Genomic DNA, 22,642 nt, shown 5'->3' with positions numbered 1-22,642 from the left:
CTTCTTGATACGAGGAAAGGCGGCAAGTCTAACCGATGCGACGGGCATTCCACGAATCGAAGGCGATCAAGCGGGAGCGTCTGACAGTCGGCTATGTTAAAACGCAGTATTCGCTAAGCCTTTGTCCTACAGGATTTCGTATGCCGCTCACCTCCAAACCGCTTTGCGGTCTGAAAGTCATCGAATTGGGCACCTTGATTGCCGGCCCCTTTGCCTCACGAATCTGCGCCGAGTTCGGTGCCGAAGTGATCAAGATCGAGTCCCCGGACGGCGGCGACCCGCTGCGTAAATGGCGCAAACTCTATGAAGGCACCTCTTTGTGGTGGTTCGTTCAGGCACGCAACAAGAAGTCCCTGACGCTCAACCTCAAGCATCCTGACGGCCTGGCCATTCTGAAAAAACTGCTTGGCGAAGCGGACATCCTGATCGAGAACTTTCGCCCTGGCGTCCTGGAAAAACTTGGCCTGGGCTGGGACGTGCTGCATGCACTCAATCCGAAGCTGGTGATGGTGCGACTATCGGGCTTCGGCCAGACTGGCCCGATGAAAGATCAGCCCGGTTTCGGTGCGGTGGGTGAATCCATGGGTGGCCTGCGCTACATCACCGGGTTCGAAGACCGGCCGCCGGTGCGCACCGGAATTTCCATCGGCGATTCGATTGCCGCGCTCTGGGGCGTGATTGGTGCCTTGATGGCCCTACGTCATCGCGAGGTCAACGGTGGACAGGGGCAAGTGGTGGACGTGGCGCTGTACGAAGCGATTTTCGCCATGATGGAAAGCATGGTCCCGGAGTTCGATGTGTTCGGTTTCATCCGCGAACGCACCGGTAACATCATGCCGGGCATCACCCCCTCTTCTATCCACACCAGCGCAGATGGCAAGCACGTGCAGATCGGCGCCAATGGCGATGCGATCTTCAAACGCTTCATGCTGATCATCGGTCGGGAGGACCTGGCCGACGATCCTCAACTTGCCAGCAACGATGGCCGCGACAGCCGTCGCGACGAGATCTATGGGGTCATCGATCGCTGGGTCAATTCATTGCCGCTGGACCAGGTGCTGGCGCTGCTCAACCAGGCTGACGTGCCCGCCAGCCGGATATTCAGCGCCGAAGACATGTTCAGTGATCCGCAGTACCTGGCGCGGGAGATGTTCCTGCAGGCCAAGCTGCCGGATGGCAAAGACTTCAAGATGCCGGGAATCGTACCGAAACTCTCAGAGACTCCCGGTGAATGCGAATGGGTCGGGCCACAACTGGGTGAGCACAATGCACTGGTGCTACAGGAACTTGGCTATGACGCGTCGCAGATCGCCCAGTTGCGCAAAGACGGCGCCATCTGATCTGGCGGAGTTTTTCGACAACAAGCTCCAGCCATGACAAATCGCAGGCAAAAGAAACCCCGAGAAGTGGGGAGACGACCCGGGGTCAAACTTGGCCTTAAAGACCAGTAGCAGCAGGCGCCAAGCATCGGAGCACAATGCTTGATCCTGCCGTTACAAGGTCTGACTGACCTGCGCGCAGGAAGGTTCCCGCAAACATCGATTCAGTTGCGGCTGGCCAGCAGCTTGTCTTGGGCTGCATTACGCAACGCCGCGATAACACAGGGCTCCAGGCGTCCTTCAGCGATCAGCACGTCGCGGTGCAATCCATCGACCACATCGGTCAAAAGACGCTTGTCACTCAACTGCGCCTGATTGAATTCCCGCTCCACCACGATGGCGCCGAGTGCATTCTTCAGGCTGACCCTGCATTCGCCATGGATACCGGACGGGGTCAATATGACTTGATAAGGGCTCAGCGCCTCGCCGAGCAACAGGCTGATACTTTCCATCCCGATCACCACTCAATAGTTCGAAAACAACATGCCTGGGGTGTGTCTAAAGTAAATGACCACCAGCGCAAGAAGAAAGTTCTGGATACTGGGCGCAGGCGCACCTGTACGTCACATCCCCAGAGCATGCACGGCAAACATGACAGAGAAAAAACGCCGGCATCAGCTCTGTCGGCTCCTTTGACCAATGTCGGCCCAGCCTCCCAACAATCCCCGCAACTGCCCGTCCGCGCTGTAAAACGGCACCGACCATTGATAGATGTTCCTCATGCCATCCTTGAACATCAATTGACGCTCGCAGAAGCGCGCCCTGCGTGCAGCCAACTGAGCCATGAGTTCGCTATGCAGCAGTTCAGCGGTGTGCCTGGGCATGACGTCGACTTCGGTCAACTGACGCCCCTGAATCAGATCGAAGCGGGTCGATAAAACATCCTCATAACTTTTGTTGCACATGACCAGGCGCCCCTGCAGATCCCGGACGAACATCGGGTCGGGCATGGCATCTATCAATGCATTCTGAAAGGCGAGTTTATCGCGCAGTTTTTTCTCGGCGCTCGGACGCTGGCGCGCCAGTACCGCACGCCGCCGGCTCCACAGCAGCAACAGCACAGCGAGCACACTGACCAGCAACAGCCCCCAACCACTTTCCCGGTTCAGCCGCTGCCAGGTCGAGGGTCGTGGCGCAGGAGCCAGGGTCTCGAACCATTTATGCCGTATCGCGCGTAACTCGGCGGGCGGGAACGCTTCCAGCGCCTTGTTGAGAATGCTCAACAACTGCGGCTGCCCCTTGCGTACCGCCAGATAATCACCGGCCCAGGTGCCTTCCACTGCATGGCCGACCTGGAGCTGGCCCGGCGGGTAGAGCCGGGCGGTGATTTCGTTTTCGATAGTGGCGTAGGCCTCGCCGCTTTCGACCCATGCCCTCGCCTCGGCGTAGGTTTTCACCGTACGCACCTCGATGGACGGAAAGTCACGGCGAATGATGGGCTCCAGGGCATGTTGGCTGGGTAGCACCAGCACCCTTTTTTTCAGTTGTTCCAGCGACTCCACCACAGGCGCCTGCGCACGACCGACGAATACCCAGGCTGCGCCGCCAAAGGCGTGACTGAAGTCCAGGAGTGCCTTACGCTCATCATTCATTGACAGGATCGTGCTCATGTCAGCCGCACCGTTTTCCAGCCTGGCCAGCAACTGGCCGGTGGAAAACGACTCGTCATAGACAAATTGCAGACCCGTCATGGCGCTGATGCGCTGAAGAACATCGTAGTTGAAGCCACTCCACCGACCCTCCGCGTCCCTGAACAGGTAACGTGGATACTGCTTAGACGCGACAACCACTCGTGGATGCTCGGCAAGCCATTGCCGCTCCCGTGCATCCAGTTTGATCAAGGTACCGGTATCTGACGCACGGGGCTTGCCCGACTGTGCCGCCACCGCCCATTGCCCTGCCCCGAGAACAGCCATTAACAACAGCCAGCGCGCGGCAGATTTGAACCCTTTTGAAACCAGCATTACCCCGTCCTTCGTGATTCACTCGCCTCTCCTTCATGGGCGAAACATGACAAGTATGCATGCTGGAACAAAAAAGCCCGTCAGTAGACGGGCTTCAAAATGTGACAGTATCAGCCTGTTACAAAGGCTTGCCGCGGTTGCCATGCTGACTGACAAAGGCCTGCACGGCCTTCAGGTCGTTTGGCAACACGGTGCAACGCTCATCACGCTCAAACAAATCAGAAAGATGTGCAGGCAGTTGTAGCGCTTTTCCTACACCGGCTTTTTCCACCGCGTCGGGGAACTTGACCGGATGCGCCGTGCCCAGGACCACCATAGGAATATCCAGGCTACGACGGCATTCCCGTGCCGCCCTGACGCCGATGGCCGTGTGCGGGTCCAACACCTCGCCGGTTTGCTCGTAGACCTCGGCGATGGTTTCGCAGGTCTGCGCATCATCCACGGCCAGAGAGTCAAACAGCTTGCGGGCTTCGGTCCAGCGTTCCTGTTCGACGCTGAAGCCGCCACCCTGCTTGAACGAATCCATCAGGCCGGCAATGGCCGCGCCATTGCGACCGTGCAGGTCGAACAGCAGGCGTTCGAAGTTCGACGACACCATGATGTCCATGGATGGCGACAGCGTGGCGTGCAGGGTTTCCTTGACGTACTGGTTGCCGCTCATGAAGCGGTGCAGGATGTCGTTGCGGTTGGTGGCGACGATCAACTGGTTGATCGGCAGGCCCATGTTGCGTGCCAGGTAACCGGCGAAGATGTCGCCGAAGTTGCCGGTCGGTACCGAGAACGACACCGAACGCGCCGGGCCTCCCAACTGCAGGGCGGCGTGGAAGTAGTAAACGATCTGGGCCATGATCCGCGCCCAGTTGATCGAGTTCACCGCCACCAGGCGAGTACCCTTGAGGAAGCCCTGGTCGGCGAAGCTCGCCTTGACCATTTCCTGGCAGTCATCGAAGTTACCTTCGATGGCGATGTTGTGGATGTTCTCACCGAAGAGGGTGGTCATCTGCCGACGCTGCACTTCGGACACACGGTTGTGCGGATGCAGGATGAAGATGTCGACGTTTTCGCAGTGCTTGCAACCTTCGATGGCAGCCGAGCCGGTATCACCGGAAGTGGCACCGACAATCACCACGCGCTCGCCGCGCTTTTCCAGCACGTAATCGAGCAGGCGACCCAGCAGTTGCAGGGCGAAGTCCTTGAACGCCAGGGTCGGGCCGTGGAACAGCTCCAGTACCCATTCGTTGCCGTTCAACTGACGCAGTGGGGCCACGGAGCTGTGGGCGAACACGCCGTATGTTTCTTCGAGAATCTTCTTGAAATCGGCATCGGGAATGCTGCCGGTAACAAACGGGCGCATCACTCGGAAGGCCAGCTCGTGATAAGGCAGGCCGGCCCAGGAAGCGATTTCTTCCTGGGTGAAACGTGGCAGGTTTTCCGGGACGTACAGACCGCCGTCGGTGGCAAGACCTGCCAGCAGGACGTCTTCGAAATTCAGGGCCGGTGCCTGGCCGCGGGTACTGATGTAGCGCATAGGGGCAAACCTTCGGTTTTAGCTTTGAGCTTCAAGCTATTGGCGACAAGTTAAAGCTGAACTGCCTTCAACTTGCCGCTTGGGGGCTTACAGCTCGCCGCTGTTATTATTTAGTTCAAGTGCTCGACGCGGATACGTACGACCGGACCGACTACCCCCGCCAGGGCTTCCAGGGCGGCGATCGCATCGTTGATGCGCTGCTCCACCACACGGTGGGTCAGCAGGATCATCGGCACCAGACCGTCGTGTTCCTCGGCCTCTTTCTGCATGATCGATTCGATGTTGATACCGCGCTCCGACAGGATGCTCGCGACCTGGGCCAGCACGCCAGGATGGTCCTTGGCCTGGATGCGCAAGTAGTAAGCACTTTCGCAGGCTTCGATCGGCAGGATCGGGTGAGCCGACAGCGAATCCGGCTGGAAAGCCAGGTGCGGTACACGGTTTTCCGGATCGGAAGTCATGGCGCGAACCACGTCCACCAGATCGGCGATGACCGACGAAGCGGTCGGTTCCATGCCGGCGCCAGCGCCGTAGAACAGGGTCGAGCCGGCAGCGTCACCGTTGACCATTACCGCGTTCATCACGCCGTTGACGTTGGCGATCAGGCGATCGGCCGGGATCAGCGTCGGGTGCACGCGTAGCTCGATACCGGCTGCAGTGCTGCGGGCCACGCCGAGGTGCTTGATGCGATAGCCCAGGGCTTCGGCGTAGTTCACGTCAGCCGTGGTCAGCTTGGTGATGCCTTCGGTGTAGGCCTTGTCGAACTGCAGCGGAATGCCGAAAGCGATGGAAGCGAGGATCGTCAGCTTGTGGGCTGCGTCGATGCCTTCGACGTCGAAAGTCGGATCGGCTTCGGCGTAACCCAAAGCCTGGGCTTCGCCCAGCACGTCTTCAAAGGTACGGCCCTTCTCACGCATTTCTGTGAGAATGAAGTTGCCGGTGCCGTTGATGATGCCCGCTACCCAGTTGATACGGTTAGCCGAGAGGCCTTCGCGAATCGCCTTGATCACCGGGATGCCACCGGCCACTGCCGCTTCGAACGCGACAATCACGCCTTTCTCGCGGGCCTTGGCGAAAATTTCATTACCGTGAACGGCAATCAATGCCTTGTTCGCGGTGACCACATGCTTGCCATTCTCGATGGCCTTGAGTACCAGCTCGCGGGCAACGGTGTAGCCGCCCATCAGCTCTATAACGATGTCGATCTCAGGGTTCGTGGCCACTTCGAAGACATCGGTGGTAATCGCAATACCGGTCGTTTGGAACTGAGGCTTTGGCGTGCGAATGGCAATTTGCGCCACTTCGATCCCACGCCCGGCACGACGAGCAATTTCCTCGGCGTTGCGCTGAAGTACGTTGAAGGTACCGCCACCGACGGTCCCTAACCCACAGATGCCTACTTTGACCGGTTTCACTGTGAACTCCCCATAAAACGGCCGACTCGAGGCCGGCCGTGAAAACAGCCGCATGTTCGCGGCTCTCTATTGATGGCCCGGCAAAACTGACACCGGACCATGATCGCCAACGGTTACCCGTGACGATGCGAAATTATTTCGCACCCAGCGCCAGTTTGGCGACTTGTGGCGCCGGCTGGTAGCCCGGAATGACCTGACCGTCGGCCAAAACGATGGCCGGTGTGCCGTTCACGCCGATCGACTGACCAATGGCGAACTGCTTGGAAACCGGGTTATCGCACTTGGCGGCCTTGATTTCCTTGCCATCGACCATTTTGTCCATGGCGGCTTTCTTGTCTTTCGAGCACCAGACCGCTTGCAACTGTTCGTCACCCGGCGAGCCCAGGCCCTGGCGCGGGAACGCCACATAGCGCACTTCGATGCCGCGCTTGTTCAGCTCGGGCACTTCGGCGTGCAGCTTGTGGCAGTACGGGCAAGTGGTGTCGGTAAATACGGTGATGTGCGATTTGGTTTCGCCAATCGCCGGGTACACCACGGTTTCAGCAACCGGGATGTCGTTGATCAGCTTGGAGATGCCCAGGCGCTCGGTCTTCTCGGTCAGGTTGACCGGCTTACCGTCCTTGAGCTGGAACATATAGCCCTGAACCACGTATTGGCCATCGGCGCTGGCGTAAAGCACGCGGCTGCCCTTGAGCTTGACTTCGTACAGGCCCGGCAGCGGGCTGGCGGTAATGGTTTCGACCGGCACTTCGAGCTGGAGGTTTTCCAGGCTTTTACGGATGGCTTTGTCGGCCGCGTTGTCGGCGACGGCAAAGGTGCTGACCAACGCAATGGCTGCGGCGGCGAAAATCTGGGTCAGACGCATGAGAACTCCTGAAGGCGAACATATGGGACGACCAGAACGCCCGTGCCGAAACACCGGGTCATAACCGCCCATCGTGCAAACCGCTCAAGCCTACCACATAAGGCCGGTGTGGCCGAATGCGGGTAACAAAGACACCACTTTGCTAACTGACACCCATTATTGTGGCGAGGGGGTTTACCCCCGTTGGGTTGCGAAGCAACCCCGAAATCTACCACCGGGTTAAATGAGTTGCTCCGTGAGTACCGGTTTACGACTGCTGCGCAGCCGAACGGGGGTAAACCCCCTAGCCACAGGTCAGCATTTCAATTTCGGTAACCGTGCTAGCCGCGCGGGTGGTGTTTGGCATGCAGGTCCTGCAATCGTGCCCGGGCCACATGGGTATAGATCTGGGTGGTCGACAAATCACTGTGGCCGAGCAGCATCTGCACCACCCGCAGGTCCGCCCCGTGATTGAGCAGGTGCGTGGCGAAGGCATGGCGCAAGGTATGCGGCGACAGCGACTTGCCAATCCCGGCGACTTTGGCCTGATGCTTGATTCGGTGCCAGAAAGTCTGGCGGGTCATCTGCTCGCCGCGCTGGCTGGGGAACAACACATCGCTGGGGCGTCCACCGAGCAATTCAACGCGGGCATCGCGCAGGTAGCGCTCGACCCAAACGATCGCCTCCTCGCCCATCGGCACCAGTCGCTCCTTGCTGCCCTTACCCATCACGCGCAGCACACCCTGGCGCAGGTTGACCTGCTCCAGCGTCAGGCTGATCAACTCCGTCACCCGCAGGCCACAGGCGTAAAGGACTTCCAGCATGGCGCGATCGCGCTGGCCTATGGCTTCGCTCAGGTCCGGCGCCTTCAACAACGCCTCCACATCGGCTTCTGACAGGGATTTGGGCAGCGGCCTGCCCAACTGCGGCATGTCGATGCGAAGGGTAGGATCGACGGCGATGAGTTTTTCCCGCAGCAGATAGCGATAGAACCCACGCACACCGGAAAGAAATCGTGCGGTCGAGCGAGGCTTGTAGTTTTGCTCCAGGCGCCAGGCGAGGTGATCAAGGATCAATTCGCGCCCGGCGTTGATCAACTCCAGCCCTTTTTCCTGCAACCAGCCATTGAACAGGGCCAGATCGCTGCGGTAGGCGTCGCGGGTGTTGTCGGACAGACCTTTTTCCAGCCACTGGGCGTCGAGGAACTGGTCTATCAATGGATGTTCGATGGCTGGCATAAAGGCTCAGGAGGGACCGCTAATACGGCCAACGAAGATAAATTGCGGGCAACAAAAAAGCAGCCCGCAGGCTGCTTTTTTTCTGCATCGGAAGCTGGACTTAAGCCAGTTTTTCCTTGATGCGAGCTGCTTTACCGGACAGGTCACGCAGGTAGTACAGCTTGGCTTTACGTACGTCACCGCGACGTTTAACGGCCATGCTGTCGATTTGCGGGCTGTAGGTCTGGAAAGTACGCTCTACGCCAACACCGTTGGAGATTTTACGAACGGTGAATGCACTGTTTACGCCGCGGTTACGCTTGGCGATAACTACGCCTTCGAACGCTTGCAGACGCGAACGGTCGCCTTCCTTCACTTTCACCTGAACGACAATGGTGTCGCCCGGGGCAAAGGTAGGGATCTCTTTGGTCATCTGCTCTGCTTCGAGTGCAAGGATGATTTTGTTAGTCATGCTGTGCTCCTAAGGTAAATCGTCGGATCTACCATCGATACGTTGTTAACTATCGTCCCGCTCGCGGATGTATTCCTCGAGCAGCTTCTTCTCTTCTCCAGAAAGCGAGCGGCTTTCCAGAAGATCGGCGCGTCGTTCATAGGTCCGACCAAGGGACTGCTGTAAACGCCAACGCCGGATGTGCGCGTGATTGCCACTTAGCAATACGTCGGGAACACGCTGATCCGCATACACCTCCGGTCGGGTGTAGTGCGGGCAATCCAGCAAACCATCCGTAAAGGAATCTTCCTCGGCGGAGTCCGCATGCCCTAAAGCTCCAGGCAGCAGTCGTGTAACCGCATCGATCAGGACCATCGCCGGCAGCTCGCCGCCAGACAGTACATAGTCGCCAATCGACCACTCTTCATCGACATGAGCATCAATAAAACGCTCGTCAATGCCTTCATAGCGGCCGGCAATCAGGATCAATGCATCCAGATTCGCCAACTCGCGTACCGCCGACTGAGTCAGTTGACGGCCTTGGGGGGACAGGTAAATTACCTTCGCCGCCTCCCCGGCTGCTGCCTTGGCCTGAACCAGAGCATCTTCCAGGGGCTTGATCTTCATCACCATGCCCGGACCACCGCCAAACGGGCGATCGTCCACAGTGTGATGTCGATCCGTCGTGTAGTCTCGCGGATTCCAACAGGTCAGCTGCAAGAGCCCCTGTTTCACCGCACGACTGGTGATGCCGTACTCGCTGATGGCGGAGAACATCTCGGGAAACAAACTGATCACTTCTACGCGCAAGTTAGCCACGCTTAGAAGTCCGCATCCCAATCCACCTTCATCTCGCCTGCGGCCAGGTCGATGGCCAACACGCATTGCTCCGTATAGGGCAACAGGCGTTCGCGATCATCCAGGCTGCCAGCGCAAGGCTTGACCACCATTACATCATTCGAGCCGGTCTCCAGCAGGTGATCGATCTTCCCGAACAGTTGCCCGAGGGTGTCGATGACCTTGAGACCTTCCAGCTGGTACCAGTAGTACTCGCCGTCGGTCAGTTCAGGGAACAGGTTGCGCGGCACGCAGATCTCATAACCGGCCAGAAGACGAGCTTCTTCACGATCATCGAGACCCTTGAGCTTTGCGACCAGGAACTTGTCGTTCCCGCGTCCGCTGACCAGCTCTACCTGCTTTACATTGCCGTCACGCTTGAGCGTCCAGGTTTTGTAGTCCAGCAGGTTCTTGATCGGATCAGTAAAGGAATACACCTTCACTTCGCCGCGAACGCCGTGTACCGAGTAAATTTTGCCGATAACGATCAAATCATCAGCAACAGCTGGCGTCGCGTTCATATTGCTCAGGCCGCAGCCTTAGCAGATTCCTTCAACAACTGAGCAACGCGCTCAGAAGGTTGTGCACCAACGCTCAGCCAGTAGGCTACGCGCTCTTGGTTCACGGACAGACGAACTTCCTGACCACGAGCAACAGGGTTGAAGAAACCAACCTGTTCTTTGTGGGAACCGTCACGCGGGTTGCGGGAGTCGGTTACGGTCAGGTGGTAAAACGGGCGCTTTTTGGAGCCGCCAAGGGCAAGACGGATTGTTAGCATGTGAACATCGTTCCTGTAGTCGGTGCTGCAAATCTAAATGCACAGCGGGCATGGGTGCCCGAAAGGCCGCATATTCTAAGGAATATCCGGACTTTTGCAAATGACTTTTTCCGGCGCCTATGGCATGCCGTGCAGATTTGCATATAGAGCCGTCAATGAAAACGGCCGGTCAGCTCCCGCCAAGTGCGGGTTTGCTGTTGATCCCGCGTCCTTGCGGGGTCTGCGCCGGTGCGACGACCGGCGCGGATTCTTTACATCTTTACATCTTTGGCATGCCGCCGCCGGGCAACATACCGCCCATGCCGCGCATCATCTTGGCCATTCCACCTTTCGCGGAGAATTTCTTCATCATCTTCTGCATCTGCTTGTGCTGCTTGATCAAGCGACCGATGTCCTGCACCTGGGTGCCGGAGCCCATGGCGATCCGGCGCTTGCGCGAACCGCTGATCATCTCAGGGTCGCGGCGCTCGGCCGGGGTCATGGAATTGATGATGGCTTCCATCTGTTTGAACTGCTTCTCTGCCGCACCCTGGGCATTGCCCATTTGCGCCAGGTTCACGCCACCGATGTTCGGCAGCTTGTCCATGAGCCCGCCGAGGCCGCCCATGTTCTTCATTTGCTGCAGCTGATCACGGAAGTCTTCGAGGTCGAAGCCCTTGCCCTTTTTCAGCTTCTTGGCCAGCTTGTCGGCCTTGTCCTTGTCGAGCGTCGCTTCCGCCTGCTCGATCAGGCTGAGCACGTCGCCCATGCCGAGGATGCGCGAAGCGATACGCTCAGGGTGGAACGGATCGAGCGCTTCGCTCTTCTCGCCCATACCGATGAACTTGATCGGCTTGCCGGTAATGGCACGCACCGACAGGGCAGCACCGCCGCGGGCATCGCCGTCGACCTTGGTCAGGATCACGCCGGTCAGCGGCAGCGCATCACCGAAGGCCTTGGCCGTGTTGGCGGCGTCCTGGCCAGTCATGGCATCAACCACGAACAGGGTTTCGACCGGGTTGATCGCGGCGTGCAGCGCCTTGATCTCACCCATCATCTCTTCATCGATGTGCAGGCGACCGGCGGTATCGACGATGACTACATCGATGAATTTGAGTTTTGCTTCTTTAATAGCCGCGTTGGCGATGTCGACCGGCTTCTGGCTCAGATCCGACGGGAAGAAGGTCACGCCGATGTCGTTGGCCAGGGTTTCCAGCTGCTTGATCGCCGCCGGACGGTAAACGTCCGCGGACACGACCATGACAGACTTCTTCTTGCGTTCTTTAAGGAAGCGCGCGAGCTTGCCGGCGGTGGTGGTTTTACCCGCGCCCTGCAAACCGGCCATCAGAATGACCGCTGGCGGAACGGCGCTCAGGTTGAGGTCTTCGTTGGCCGCGCCCATCAGGCTTTCCAGCTCGGCCTGAACGATCTTCACAAAGGCCTGGCCCGGCGTCAGGCTGCGCGACACCTCGGTGCCGACTGCGCGCTCCTTGACCGAATTGACGAAGTCCTTGACCACCGGCAGGGCGACGTCGGCTTCGAGCAACGCCATGCGCACTTCGCGCAGGGTGTCTTTGATGTTGTCTTCGGTCAGCTTGGCCTTGCCGGTGACATGGCGCAGCGTCTGCGAGAGACGGTCGGTTAAGTTTTCAAACATTGCGCGATCCTTTCAGGCCCTGTGTAGACCGGGATAATGGCGGCCCGCACCGGACTAAAACTGTGCTCGGCGAGCCTGCGGCGTGGGCAGGTCGCGGATTATAGCGAAGACTGCGCCCGGCGGACACCTCGCCGTCAGGCTTGTGCGGTCTTTCGTGCCATGTGGGTTCTATGCCAAACTCAGTACCTTTCGGGCTTGCCTAACAGGATTTATGCTCCCCTTGTCACCCAGCTTGCTTGCTACACTCGCCGCCGCCTGCTTGTATGCCGCTGCGACTCTCTATCAAGGCACTCGCCTGGCCACCAGGGCCAAGGCCGACAAGCGCCTGCTGGTTCTGCTCGGCGTGCTTGCCGTGCTGGCCCATGGCGCCAGCCTGGTCACCCACCTTATAACCCCGATGGGGCTGGGCCTGGATTTCTTCAGCGCCGCCAGCCTGATTGCGGCGGCGGTCATTGCCCTGACCCTGCTGGCCTGCTCGCGGATCCCGGTGGAAAACCTGCTGGTGCTGCTGTTTCCTCTGGGGGCCCTGACCGCGCTGCTGGCGCAGTTCACCCCGGCCGGCACCGTACAGGTCATCGACGAAGAACCGGGTATCCTCGCCCACATCCTGCTGTCGATCCTCGCCTACGGCATGTTCACCATCGCGGTATTCCAGGCCTTGCTACTGCTGCTTCAAGACCACCAGCTCAAGCACAAGCACCCGTCCGGCCTGATCAAGAACTTTCCGCCGCTGCAAACCATGGAAAGCCTGCTGTTCGGTTTCCTTTGGGCCGGCTGGACACTGCTGTCGCTATCGCTGATCTCCGGCTGGCTGTTTGTCGAGAACCTGTTCGCCCAGCATCTGGTGCACAAAACCTTGCTGGCCTGCGTGGCCTGGATTGTCTTCAGCGTGCTGCTCTGGGGCCGTAACCGCCTCGGCTGGCGCGGGCACAAGGCGATCCGCTGGACCCTGGCCGGTTTTTGCCTGTTGATGCTGGCGTACTTCGGCAGCAAGCTGGTTCGCGAATACATCCTGCATATCTGACGGGCGGCGCATAAATGGACGACTTGCCCATAGGGCCGATGCTTGCAGTAATTGCCCTGCTGATCTTATGGTCGGGGCTGTTCACTGCCATCGAAGCGGCGCACCAGCATTTGCTGGCCCAGCGCATCGCCACACGCTCCAGCGACAAACCACCGGCGAAACTGAGTTTCCCCCTGGTCAGCCTGATCTTCTGCAACACCCTCTGCCGTGCGCTGGTGGTGATCATCAGCACCTTGCTGGCATTGTTCACCTGGGCCGAAAATGGTCCATGGATTGCTTGCCTGGGTGCTGGCGCCATGGTGCTGGTGTTCGCCGATTACCTGCCGCGCGCCCTCGCCGCCCGCTACCCCGAGACCATCCTGGCCCAGGGTAACAATCTGCTGCGCGTGCCGCTGAGAATCATCTACCCGGCCGCCTGGCTGCTGCACGGTATCAGCCAGTTGCTGATGCGACCGTTCGCCCGCAAAGCCAAAGTCGTGCAACAGAGTGAGGACGAGGTTGCGACCGAGCGCAACGACGTCCCGGAAAACCCGGTAAACCGCCCTCATGCACTCTCGGGCATTCATGCGCTGGACAACATCACGGTCAATGACATCCTGGTGCCGCGCAGCGATGTGGACGGGATCAACCTCGACGACTCCATCGAAGAGATCATCAAGCAACTGCGCAACAACAGACGCACGCGCCTGCCGGTATTCCATAGCGATATCAATCAGGTCGAAGCCGTGCTCAACACCCGGCACATCCTGCATCTGCTGCCCGACGCCAGCCTGACCAAAGAAGCGCTGCTGGCCGCCAGCCACGAACCCTACTTCGTACCGGAAAGCACGCCGCTGCAACTGCAACTGCTCAATTTCCATAAACAGCAGCGGCGCTTGGGCATGGTGGTCGACGAGTACGGTGAAGTGCTGGGCATCGTGACCCTGGAAGACATCCTCGAAGAAATCGTCGGCGAATTCGAAAGCCAGCACAGCCTGGACAATCCGCACATCCACCCGCAAACCGATGGGCGCCTGCTTATCGATGGCGCCGCGTCAATCCGCGAGCTGAACAAGAGCCTCGGCTGGCACCTGCCCAGCGACGGCCCGAAAACCCTGAACGGTCTGGTGACCGAGGCGCTGGAGACCATTCCCGACAGCGCCGTTTGCCTGAGGATCGGCCGCTATCGGCTGGAGATCCTGGAGACCGAGGACAATCGCGTTACCCAGGTGCTGATCTGGCAGACCAGTTCCGCCCCTGCTATCGCCAACGTTCGATAGATAAAGATCAAAAGATCGCAGCCTGCATTGCGCTCCCCTGCAGGAGCTTTCGAGCGAAGCGAGGCTGCGATCTTTTTGCTCTTGTTGATTCGTTAGCCACCTTCCTATAATCAAACCGCTTACCCAAGCCCCGCCGGCCCCGTGCTTACCCCGCACCTCGCAATTTCCGGCCTGACACCTGCAAGATCCGCAAGCAACCGCCGACTGTTCCTACCTGGAACAGCGACCGCGCCCTCACCCACATCCCTGGGTACTCGACCATAATAATTCGCTCCATCGGGGCACATGACAGTCAGGGATAACCGCATGACGACCAGCACGACTTACAGCGATTCCGCACCCGCTCAACCGACAAACTCCGCCACCCGCGTGGCCACTGCGAGCTTTATCGGCACGGCCATCGAGTTTTACGACTTCTACGTTTATGCCACCGCCGCCGCTTTGGTCATTGGCCCGGTGTTTTTTCCGCAGACGTCGGGTACCGCCCAGATGCTCTCGGCGTTTCTCACATTCGGCATCGCTTTCCTGGCTCGCCCCTTGGGCTCGGCGCTGTTCGGTCACTTCGGTGACCGTATCGGGCGCAAATCGACCCTGGTCGCCTCCCTGCTGCTGATGGGCGTGTGTACCACGCTGATCGGCGTATTGCCGGGCTACGACAGCATCGGAGCATGGGCGCCGATCCTGCTCTGCGTGCTGCGCTTCGGCCAGGGCCTGGGGCTGGGTGGCGAATGGGGTGGCGCGGCATTGCTTGCGACGGAAAACGCGCCAAAGGGCAAACGCGCGTGGTTCGGCATGTTTCCGCAGCTCGGCCCGTCCATCGGCTTTCTGGCGGCGAACGGTCTGTTCCTGACCCTGGCCATGACGCTGGACGACGCGCAGTTCCGCTCGTGGGGCTGGCGCATTCCGTTCCTGCTCAGCGCCGCGCTGGTGATGGTCGGCTTGTACGTGCGCCTCAAGCTGCATGAGACGCCAGTGTTCGCCAATGCCATGGCGCGCCAGGAACGGGTGAAACTCCCCCTGGTCGAGTTGTTCAGCCAGTACTGGGTGCCCGTATTGCTGGGTGCCGGTGCAATGGTGGTGTGCTATGCGCTGTTCTACATTTCCACCGTATTCTCACTGAGCTACGGCGTATCGACCCTCGGCTACAGCCGCGAAACCTTCCTCGGCCTGCTGTGCTTCGCCGTCCTGTTCATGGCTGCCGCCACGCCGCTGTCGGCCTGGGCCAGCGACCGCTACGGGCGCAAACCGGTGTTGATGATCGGTGGGGTACTGGCGGTACTGTCCGGTTTCCTCATGGAACCACTGCTGACCCAGGGCTCGACCTGGGGCGTGGCGTTGTTCCTGTGCATCGAACTGTTCCTGATGGGTGTGACATTTGCACCCATGGGCGCGCTGTTGCCGGAGCTGTTTCCCACCCATGTGCGCTACACCGGCGCTTCGGCGGCTTATAACCTGGGGGGTATTGTCGGGGCTTCGGCGGCGCCGTTCTTTGCGCAGAAACTGGTGGCAATGGGCGGTTTGAGTTACGTCGGCGGGTATGTGTCCGGGGCGGCGGTACTGAGCCTGATTGCGGTGCTGTGCCTGAAGGAGACGCGGCATAATGATCTGAATCGGGTTGCCTGATAGTTCGCCATCGTCGGAACTCGGCGTTCCGACGATGGCGTCCGCAAGGGCAAAACATCCCCCCAAATCATCACAATTATTCACCCCCCACCGTCACCTCGCTCTACGCGCATGCGCTCATCCCCGCTATACTTGCCGGCTTTTCCTGAATAAATGCCAATAGGGTCCCGCCGCGCATGGATAAGACCTACCAGCCGCACGCCATTGAAACTTCCTGGTACAACACCTGGGAGTCAGAGAATTACTTCGCCCCGCAAGGCGCGGGCGAGTCCTACACCATCATGATCCCGCCGCCGAACGTCACCGGCAGCCTGCACATGGGTCACGGCTTCAACAACGCGATCATGGACGCCCTGATCCGTTTCCGCCGCATGCAGGGTCGCAACACCCTGTGGCAGCCGGGCACCGACCACGCCGGTATCGCTACGCAGATGCTGGTGGAGCGTCAGCTCGAAGCCAAAGGCCAGAGTCGCCACGACCTGGGCCGCGAGAAATTCCTCGAGAAAGTCTGGGAATGGAAGGATGAGTCCGGCGGCAACATCAGCCGTCAGATCCGTCGTCTCGGCTCCTCCGTGGACTGGAGCCGCGAGCGCTTCACCATGGACGACGGCCTCTCGGAAGCGGTTAAAGAAGCTTTCGTGCGCCTGCATGAAGACGGCCTGATCTACCGCGGCAAGCGCCTGGTCAACTGGGACACCAAGTTGCACACGGCGATTTCCGACCTCGAAGTGGAAAACCACGACGAGAAAGGTTTCCTGTGGAACCTGAAGTACCCGCTGGCTGACGGCGCGAAAACCGCTGAAGACAACGCCTTCCTGATCGTCGCGACCACTCGCCCGGAAACCATGCTCGGCGACTCCGCCGTCGCGGTGAACCCGAACGACGAACGCTACAAAGCCCTGATCGGCAAATTTGTCGAGCTGCCACTGGTTGGCCGCCGCATCCCGATCATCGCCGACGACTACTGCGACCCTGAATTCGGCACCGGCTGCGTGAAAATCACCCCGGCTCACGATTTCAACGACTACGAAGTCGGCAAGCGCCACAACCTGCCGCTGCTGAACATCTTCGACAAGAACGCTGCAGTCCTGCCGGCTTGCCAGGTGTTCAACCTCGACGGCACGCTGAACGAAACCATCGACGGCAAGATCCCGGCCGAATACGCCGGTCTCGACCGTTTCGAAGCGCGCAAGCAGATCGTGGCCGCGTTCGACGCCGCCGGCCTGCTGGTCAGCGTCGACGATCACGCCCTGAAAGTGCCGAAAGGTGACCGCTCCGGCACCATCATCGAACCATGGCTGACCGACCAGTGGTACGTGTCGACCAAACCATTGGCCGAGCCTGCGATTGCCGCCGTTGAAGACGGCCGTATCCAGTTCGTGCCCAAGCAATACGAAAACATGTACTTCTCGTGGATGCGCGACATCCAGGACTGGTGCATCAGCCGTCAGCTGTGGTGGGGTCACCGGATTCCGGCCTGGTACGACGAGTCTGGCAAGGTCTATGTAGGCCGCGACGAAGCCGAAGTGCGCGCCAAGCACAACCTCGGCCCGGACGTTGCCCTGCAACAGGACAATGACGTTCTCGACACCTGGTTCAGCTCGGGCCTGTGGACCTTCTCCACCCTCGGCTGGCCGGAGAAGACCGAATTCCTGAAGAAATTCCACTCCACCGACGTACTGGTCACCGGCTTCGACATCATTTTCTTCTGGGTTGCCCGGATGATCATGCTCACCATGCATTTGGTGAAAAACGAAGACGGCACGCCGCAGGTTCCGTTCAAGACTGTGTACGTTCACGGCCTGGTACGCGATGGCCAGGGCCAGAAGATGTCCAAGTCCAAGGGCAACGTCCTGGACCCGCTGGACATCATCGACGGTATCGAGCTCGAAGCCCTGGTGCAGAAACGCACCTCCGGCATGATGCAGCCGAAGCTGGCGAAAAAGATCGAGAAACAGACCCGCGACGAATTCGCCGAAGGCATCGCCAGCTACGGCACCGACGCCCTGCGCTTCACCTTCTGCTCGCTGGCGTCCACCGGTCGCGACATCAAGTTCGACATGGGCCGCGTCGAAGGCTATCGCAACTTCTGCAACAAGATCTGGAACGCGGCGCGCTACGTGCTGGACAAGGGCGAAGACTGCGGCCAGAACGGCGAAGCCTACGAGCTGTCCCTGGCGGACCGCTGGATCATTTCGCAACTGCAACGCACCGAAGCCGAAGTGACCCGTCAACTCGACCAGTTCCGTTTCGACCTGGCCGCACAAGCACTTTACGAGTTCATCTGGAACCAGTACTGCGACTGGTACCTGGAACTGTCCAAGCCAGTGCTGTGGGACGAAAACGCACCGGTCGAACGTCAGCGCGGCACTCGCCGTACCCTGGTTCGCGTACTGGAAGTCGCCCTGCGTCTGGCGCACCCGTTCATGCCGTTCATCACCGAAGAAATCTGGCAGCGCATCGCGCCGCTGGCCGGTATCGAAGGCAAGACGATCATGCTGCAACCTTGGCCGGTGGCCAATGAAACACGCATTGATCAGGCGGCCGAAGACGACATCGAATGGCTCAAGGGCCTGATGCTCGGCACGCGTAACATCCGTGGCGAAATGAACATCGGCCCGGGCAAACCGCTGCCGCTGTTCCTGAAAAACGTCAGCGCCGAGGATCAGCGTCGCCTGACCGAGAACGAAGCGTTGCTGAAAAAGCTGGCGCGCCTCGAATCGATCACCGTACTCGCTGCTGACGAAGAAGCACCACTGTCCGCTACCGCACTGGTCGGCGAGCTGGAAGTGCTGGTGCCGATGGCCGGCCTGATCGACAAAGGTGCCGAGCTTGCGCGTCTGGACAAGGAAATCCAGCGCCTGCAAGGCGAAGTGCAGCGCGTGGGTGGCAAGTTGTCCAACGCCGGGTTCGTTGACAAGGCGCCAGCCGAAGTCATCGAGAAAGAACGCGCCAAATTGGCCGAAGCCGAACAGGCTTTGGGAAAATTGGCAGAACAGCATGCAAGGATCGCAAGTTTGTAAATTGCTGTTGAATGCCTGGCTATAAAGTACAAAAAACGCCCCGATAATCGGGGCGTTTTTTATGGATGATTACTTAATATTTAATCAGGCCACTTATTCATAAAAAATGGATAAGCTGTGATTGGCAGTGACTTTGAACTATCTGCAAATTCTAAAACACTGAAAAAGGAATCTCAGTATGAGTACCCAACAACACAAATCGTTTCTCGCAACATTGAATACGGGTAATAATGCCTTGGCGATGGTTTCCCATAATGGCAATACACCGGTATGGACGCTCGTCGAGAACGGGGTCGCCGACGTCGTGTATTTCCGTTATGAAGAAGGTCATTACACCCTGCACGCTTGGTCGAAAGATGACCATTTAGGGCCAACCATCAATTTGGCCGGTGTGGTGTTTACAGTCGCTACCACGAACAACCCAACCACGTTCAATCTTACGAATGCTGACGGGAAAGTCGTGACACTCGATAACCTGACAAACGACAAAGAAGTGATACGTCTGCAAACCCGGGATGGCAAGGAGTTAAAAACCGAAATTGTCTGGGGAGACGATCCACAAAGGGTGTCAACGGTTGGCCAATACAAGCTGAACCTCGAGTTGAATATTTTAGAGCGCAACGCACCTTAGTTTATCTTTCAACACAATTAAATCTTTACATAACTTTATAGCTGAAAAGGATTTCCACTATGAGTACACTCAGACAAAAGTCATTTCTTGCGACATTGGCATTGAAAGGCAAACCACTGATCATTCACCGCTCGTACAACAACGACACATTAAGTGTGAGCGAACACAACGACACCGCCCTTATCTTTTACTTTCGCTGCGAAGGTGATTTCTACAACATTTATGTCCGTTCCGAAGGCAACCATTTCGGAAAGACTCTAGACATAAACGACCAGTATGTTATAGCGAACAGTGCAAAAGCTACGGGCTTCACAATCCTGAACACTGATGGAAAAACCCTCACACTCGACAGTCTTTCAAGCAACAATGAAAATATATACCTGCAAACTCGAAATGGAAAACGACTGTTTCTTGAAGTTGATTGGAGCCGCGAAGGATACTTCCCCCTACGAATATCGCACCCTTTAAATCCGGCCATAGATCATCAAATGATTTTGAGTTTGAATATCCTGGAACGCAACGCGCCGTACCTGGGTTTTCCGGATGAAATCTAATAGCCTATCAATGCACTGGCATCACCATTAAAACCTTATGTAACTTTATAGCTGAAAAGGAATTTCACTATGAGCACACTTCGACAAAAATCTTTTCTTGCAACACTGGCATTATGGGATAAACCGCTAATTATTGGACGACCATATGGCCTACCGGTGTTAATGCTGGGTGATGACAATGACGCTGCCTTTATATTTTATTTCCGCTGTGAAGGCGACTACTACAACATCTATGTCCGAACTAAAGGTGAACACTTCGGAAGAACCCTCGACGAGATCGCCAGACTCGACCAGAAAAAACACGATTACCTATTCACAATCCATGGAAACCCCTGTTATATAACAACCAGCACAGCAGACGTCCCTACCAGCTTCAACATCCTGAATGGCAATGGAAAAATTTTGACGCTCGACAATCTAGCCAGCAACAAAGAAGAGATAATCCTGCAGACTCGAAGCGGGAACAAGTTAGCGATAGAATTTAGCTGGGATAACGAACCACCTCATATAATACTCACCTCAAGTGCTGGTGTTACACTGACTTTGAATATACTGGAGCGTAACGCGCCATACCTGGGCTTTCCGGGTGAAGTCTAATCGACTGTCCATGCTTTGAATGTCACTCGTGCGCACCACCTTTGTTATACCTGGAAAATCTACGACGTTGCGCAATCAGCAACAGTCAACGCAGGTCAGCGATTTTGGTGCGGACGATTCCGGACAGCCGCGCGTGTATCTGATTATGTGGGACAATGCTCGCCACTTTCAGCCATACCCGAATCGACCACACCCATGACCGCCCCACGTCCCCCCAAGCCTGCGCGCAAAAAGCCCGAACCGAAGACCCCGGCCACAGCCGTTGCACCGAAGGAAAAGGCCAGCCTGCACCCGCGCAATCGCCACCAGGGTCGTTACGACTTTCCGGCGCTGATCAAAAGCACCCCGGAACTGAAGAAGTTCGTGATCATCAATCCATACGGCAAGGAAAGCATCGACTTCGCCAGCCCGGACGCGGTGCGGGTGTTCAACCGGGCGTTGCTCAAATCATTCTATGGCATTGCCCACTGGGACATTCCTGCCGATTACCTGTGCCCGCCGGTACCTGGGCGCGCCGATTACGTGCACTTCCTCGCCGACCTGCTGGCCAGTAACAATGACGGTGAGATTCCCCGGGGCGCCGCAGTCAAGGTGCTGGACGTCGGCATGGGTGCCAACTGTGTCTACCCGTTGATCGGTTACAGCGATTACCGCTGGCAGTTCCTCGGCTCGGACATTGACTCGACTGCCATCGCCGCAGCCAAGGCCATCATTCAATCCAACGGTTTGAACAAGGCCATCCAGGTGCGCCAGCAGGGCAATCCCAAACAGATCCTCAGCGGCCTGTTGGAGAGCGCCGAGCGGTTTGACCTGACCATGTGCAACCCGCCGTTCCACGCGTCACTGGAGGAAGCCACCCGCGGCAGTACGCGTAAATGGCGCGCACTGGGCAAAGCCGACCCGAAACGCAAACTGCCGGTGCTGAATTTCGGCGGTCAGGCGGCGGAGTTGTGGTGCGAAGGTGGCGAGGCGCGGTTCGTCACACAATTGATCAGCGAGAGCGTGCAAGTGGGGCAACAGGTGTTGTGGTTCAGTACCCTGGTGTCGAAGGCATCGAATCTGCCGGCGATCCAGACTGCCCTGAAAAAGGCTGGGGCGCTGGAAAGCCAGGTGGTGGAAATGTCCCAGGGGCAAAAACAGAGTCGCTTTGTCGCCTGGACGTTCCAGACCAAAGCACAGCAACAGACCTGGCGCGAGCGCTGGGCAAGCAAAAACTGAGTCACCGCCCCACGTCGTCCAACTGTGGGAGCAAGCCCGCTCCCACATGGTTTAGAGGTGCTTGAGGCAAATCGCAGACACAAAAAAACCGTGCCCGGATCGCTCCGGCGCACGGTTTTTTAACAAGTCTTACTTGTTGACAGCGTCGGTCAGGCCTTTGGCCACAACCAGCTTGATCACTTTCTTGGCAGCGATTTCGATGGCAGCGCCAGTCGAAGGGTTACGGCCGGTACGGGCAGGGCGCTCAGTCACTTTCAGCTTGCCGATACCTGGCAGAGTGATTTCGCCGCCGTTTTCCAGCTGATCAGCAACGATTTGGCCCAGTTGGTCCAGAGCGTTACGCGCGGTGGTTTTCGGCGCGTCGATAGCTTCAGCGATGTCGGCGATCAGTTGGTCTTTAGTAAGAGCCATGTAGTGTTCCTTCCCTATCAAATTCATATGGATTGCAGAGTGCAGTGTCAGCCATCGAGCCCGATCTTTTGGATCCGGCACCCTCGGGTAAATAACCTCGGGATCCGGGTTATAGATTCCGAAATCAGGGTTTGGTTCGACCTGACAATTGCTGACTGCACGCTTAACGCAGTGACTTCGCGCAAGACCGGGCAAAGCTAGCACAGAGAGGTGGAAATATCCGCCTCTAGCGAACCATTTGGTCAGCTTTCTT

The 22,642-nt window shown here is 58.0% G+C and carries 21 protein-coding genes; 9 read left to right on the top strand and 12 right to left on the bottom strand.

Annotation, left to right across the window (positions count from 1 at the left end; translation table 11 throughout):
- Positions 1-140: 140 nt before the first annotated feature.
- Complete coding sequence (locus AC07OG_RS05725; protein WP_495066435.1) at positions 141-1,340, top strand: CaiB/BaiF CoA transferase family protein; 1,200 nt, start codon at positions 141-143, stop codon at positions 1,338-1,340.
- Positions 1,341-1,543: 203 nt separating this feature from the next.
- Here the strand turns inward: AC07OG_RS05725 and AC07OG_RS05720 are convergent, their stop codons facing one another.
- The 11 genes from AC07OG_RS05720 to ffh all read right to left on the bottom strand — a co-directional run bounded on the left by AC07OG_RS05720 (position 1,544) and on the right by ffh (position 12,049).
- Complete coding sequence (locus tag AC07OG_RS05720) at positions 1,544-1,831, bottom strand: DUF3509 domain-containing protein (protein WP_495066434.1); 288 nt, start codon at positions 1,829-1,831, stop codon at positions 1,544-1,546.
- Positions 1,832-1,993: 162 nt separating this feature from the next.
- Entirely contained in the window at positions 1,994-3,343 is a 1,350-nt protein-coding gene (locus AC07OG_RS05715) for a transporter substrate-binding domain-containing protein (protein WP_218424663.1), read from the bottom strand.
- A 118-nt stretch (positions 3,344-3,461) separates the two neighbouring features.
- The gene (thrC, locus tag AC07OG_RS05710; protein ID WP_495066433.1) at positions 3,462-4,871 is read right to left on the bottom strand and encodes a threonine synthase; all 1,410 of its coding nucleotides are present in this window, start codon (positions 4,869-4,871) and stop codon (positions 3,462-3,464) included.
- Between the two features lie 110 nt (positions 4,872-4,981).
- On the bottom strand, positions 4,982-6,286 hold the full coding sequence (locus AC07OG_RS05705; RefSeq protein ID WP_060539754.1) for a homoserine dehydrogenase: 1,305 nt from the start codon (positions 6,284-6,286) through the stop codon (positions 4,982-4,984).
- A 133-nt stretch (positions 6,287-6,419) separates the two neighbouring features.
- Positions 6,420-7,151 carry a thioredoxin fold domain-containing protein gene (locus tag AC07OG_RS05700; RefSeq protein WP_495066432.1) on the bottom strand — a complete coding sequence of 244 codons (732 nt, stop codon included), beginning with the start codon at positions 7,149-7,151 and terminating at the stop codon, positions 6,420-6,422.
- A gap of 320 nt (positions 7,152-7,471) precedes the next feature.
- A complete protein-coding gene (xerD, locus tag AC07OG_RS05695; protein ID WP_495066431.1) occupies positions 7,472-8,368 on the bottom strand; it encodes a site-specific tyrosine recombinase XerD in 897 nt (298 codons plus the stop codon).
- Between the two features lie 100 nt (positions 8,369-8,468).
- Positions 8,469-8,819 (bottom strand): 50S ribosomal protein L19, encoded by a 351-nt coding sequence (gene rplS, locus AC07OG_RS05690; protein ID WP_003175895.1) that lies wholly within the window; start codon positions 8,817-8,819, stop codon positions 8,469-8,471.
- A 45-nt stretch (positions 8,820-8,864) separates the two neighbouring features.
- Positions 8,865-9,617, bottom strand: coding sequence for a tRNA (guanosine(37)-N1)-methyltransferase TrmD (gene trmD, locus AC07OG_RS05685; protein ID WP_007941398.1), 753 nt, complete (start codon positions 9,615-9,617; stop codon positions 8,865-8,867).
- 2 nt (positions 9,618-9,619) lie between these two features.
- Positions 9,620-10,156 carry a ribosome maturation factor RimM gene (gene rimM, locus AC07OG_RS05680; protein WP_034149001.1) on the bottom strand — a complete coding sequence of 179 codons (537 nt, stop codon included), beginning with the start codon at positions 10,154-10,156 and terminating at the stop codon, positions 9,620-9,622.
- A 5-nt stretch (positions 10,157-10,161) separates the two neighbouring features.
- On the bottom strand, positions 10,162-10,413 hold the full coding sequence (rpsP, locus tag AC07OG_RS05675) for a 30S ribosomal protein S16 (RefSeq protein ID WP_003198088.1): 252 nt from the start codon (positions 10,411-10,413) through the stop codon (positions 10,162-10,164).
- 259 nt (positions 10,414-10,672) lie between these two features.
- Entirely contained in the window at positions 10,673-12,049 is a 1,377-nt protein-coding gene (gene ffh / locus AC07OG_RS05670; protein WP_495026051.1) for a signal recognition particle protein, read from the bottom strand.
- Between the two features lie 211 nt (positions 12,050-12,260).
- Here ffh and AC07OG_RS05665 point away from each other — a divergent pair, with 211 nt between their 5' ends.
- The 8 genes from AC07OG_RS05665 (at position 12,261) to rlmF (ending at position 21,978) form a co-directional block, all read left to right on the top strand.
- A complete protein-coding gene (locus tag AC07OG_RS05665; protein ID WP_495066430.1) occupies positions 12,261-13,073 on the top strand; it encodes a cytochrome C assembly family protein in 813 nt (270 codons plus the stop codon).
- 14 nt (positions 13,074-13,087) lie between these two features.
- Positions 13,088-14,332 carry a transporter associated domain-containing protein gene (locus tag AC07OG_RS05660; RefSeq protein WP_495066429.1) on the top strand — a complete coding sequence of 415 codons (1,245 nt, stop codon included), beginning with the start codon at positions 13,088-13,090 and terminating at the stop codon, positions 14,330-14,332.
- A 306-nt stretch (positions 14,333-14,638) separates the two neighbouring features.
- Complete coding sequence (locus tag AC07OG_RS05655; RefSeq protein WP_495066428.1) at positions 14,639-15,955, top strand: MFS transporter; 1,317 nt, start codon at positions 14,639-14,641, stop codon at positions 15,953-15,955.
- A 176-nt stretch (positions 15,956-16,131) separates the two neighbouring features.
- The gene (locus AC07OG_RS05650) at positions 16,132-18,978 is read left to right on the top strand and encodes a valine--tRNA ligase (protein ID WP_495066427.1); all 2,847 of its coding nucleotides are present in this window, start codon (positions 16,132-16,134) and stop codon (positions 18,976-18,978) included.
- Between the two features lie 178 nt (positions 18,979-19,156).
- Positions 19,157-19,609, top strand: a complete 453-nt coding sequence (locus AC07OG_RS05645) for a hypothetical protein (protein WP_060539534.1) — start codon at positions 19,157-19,159, stop codon at positions 19,607-19,609.
- Between the two features lie 59 nt (positions 19,610-19,668).
- On the top strand, positions 19,669-20,163 hold the full coding sequence (locus AC07OG_RS05640; RefSeq protein ID WP_495066426.1) for a hypothetical protein: 495 nt from the start codon (positions 19,669-19,671) through the stop codon (positions 20,161-20,163).
- Between the two features lie 69 nt (positions 20,164-20,232).
- Positions 20,233-20,760 (top strand): hypothetical protein, encoded by a 528-nt coding sequence (locus tag AC07OG_RS05635; protein WP_218424670.1) that lies wholly within the window; start codon positions 20,233-20,235, stop codon positions 20,758-20,760.
- A 195-nt stretch (positions 20,761-20,955) separates the two neighbouring features.
- A complete protein-coding gene (gene rlmF, locus AC07OG_RS05630; RefSeq protein ID WP_495066425.1) occupies positions 20,956-21,978 on the top strand; it encodes a 23S rRNA (adenine(1618)-N(6))-methyltransferase RlmF in 1,023 nt (340 codons plus the stop codon).
- Positions 21,979-22,107: 129 nt separating this feature from the next.
- Here the strand turns inward: rlmF and AC07OG_RS05625 are convergent, their stop codons facing one another.
- Positions 22,108-22,389 (bottom strand): HU family DNA-binding protein, encoded by a 282-nt coding sequence (locus AC07OG_RS05625; protein ID WP_007905514.1) that lies wholly within the window; start codon positions 22,387-22,389, stop codon positions 22,108-22,110.
- Positions 22,390-22,642 lie beyond the last annotated feature (253 nt).

The organism is Pseudomonas sp. GW821-FHT09H03 (genome assembly GCF_059415945.1).
The sequence above is the reverse complement of the archived record's forward strand: the minus strand, read 5'-3'. Positions and strand labels throughout refer to the sequence as shown.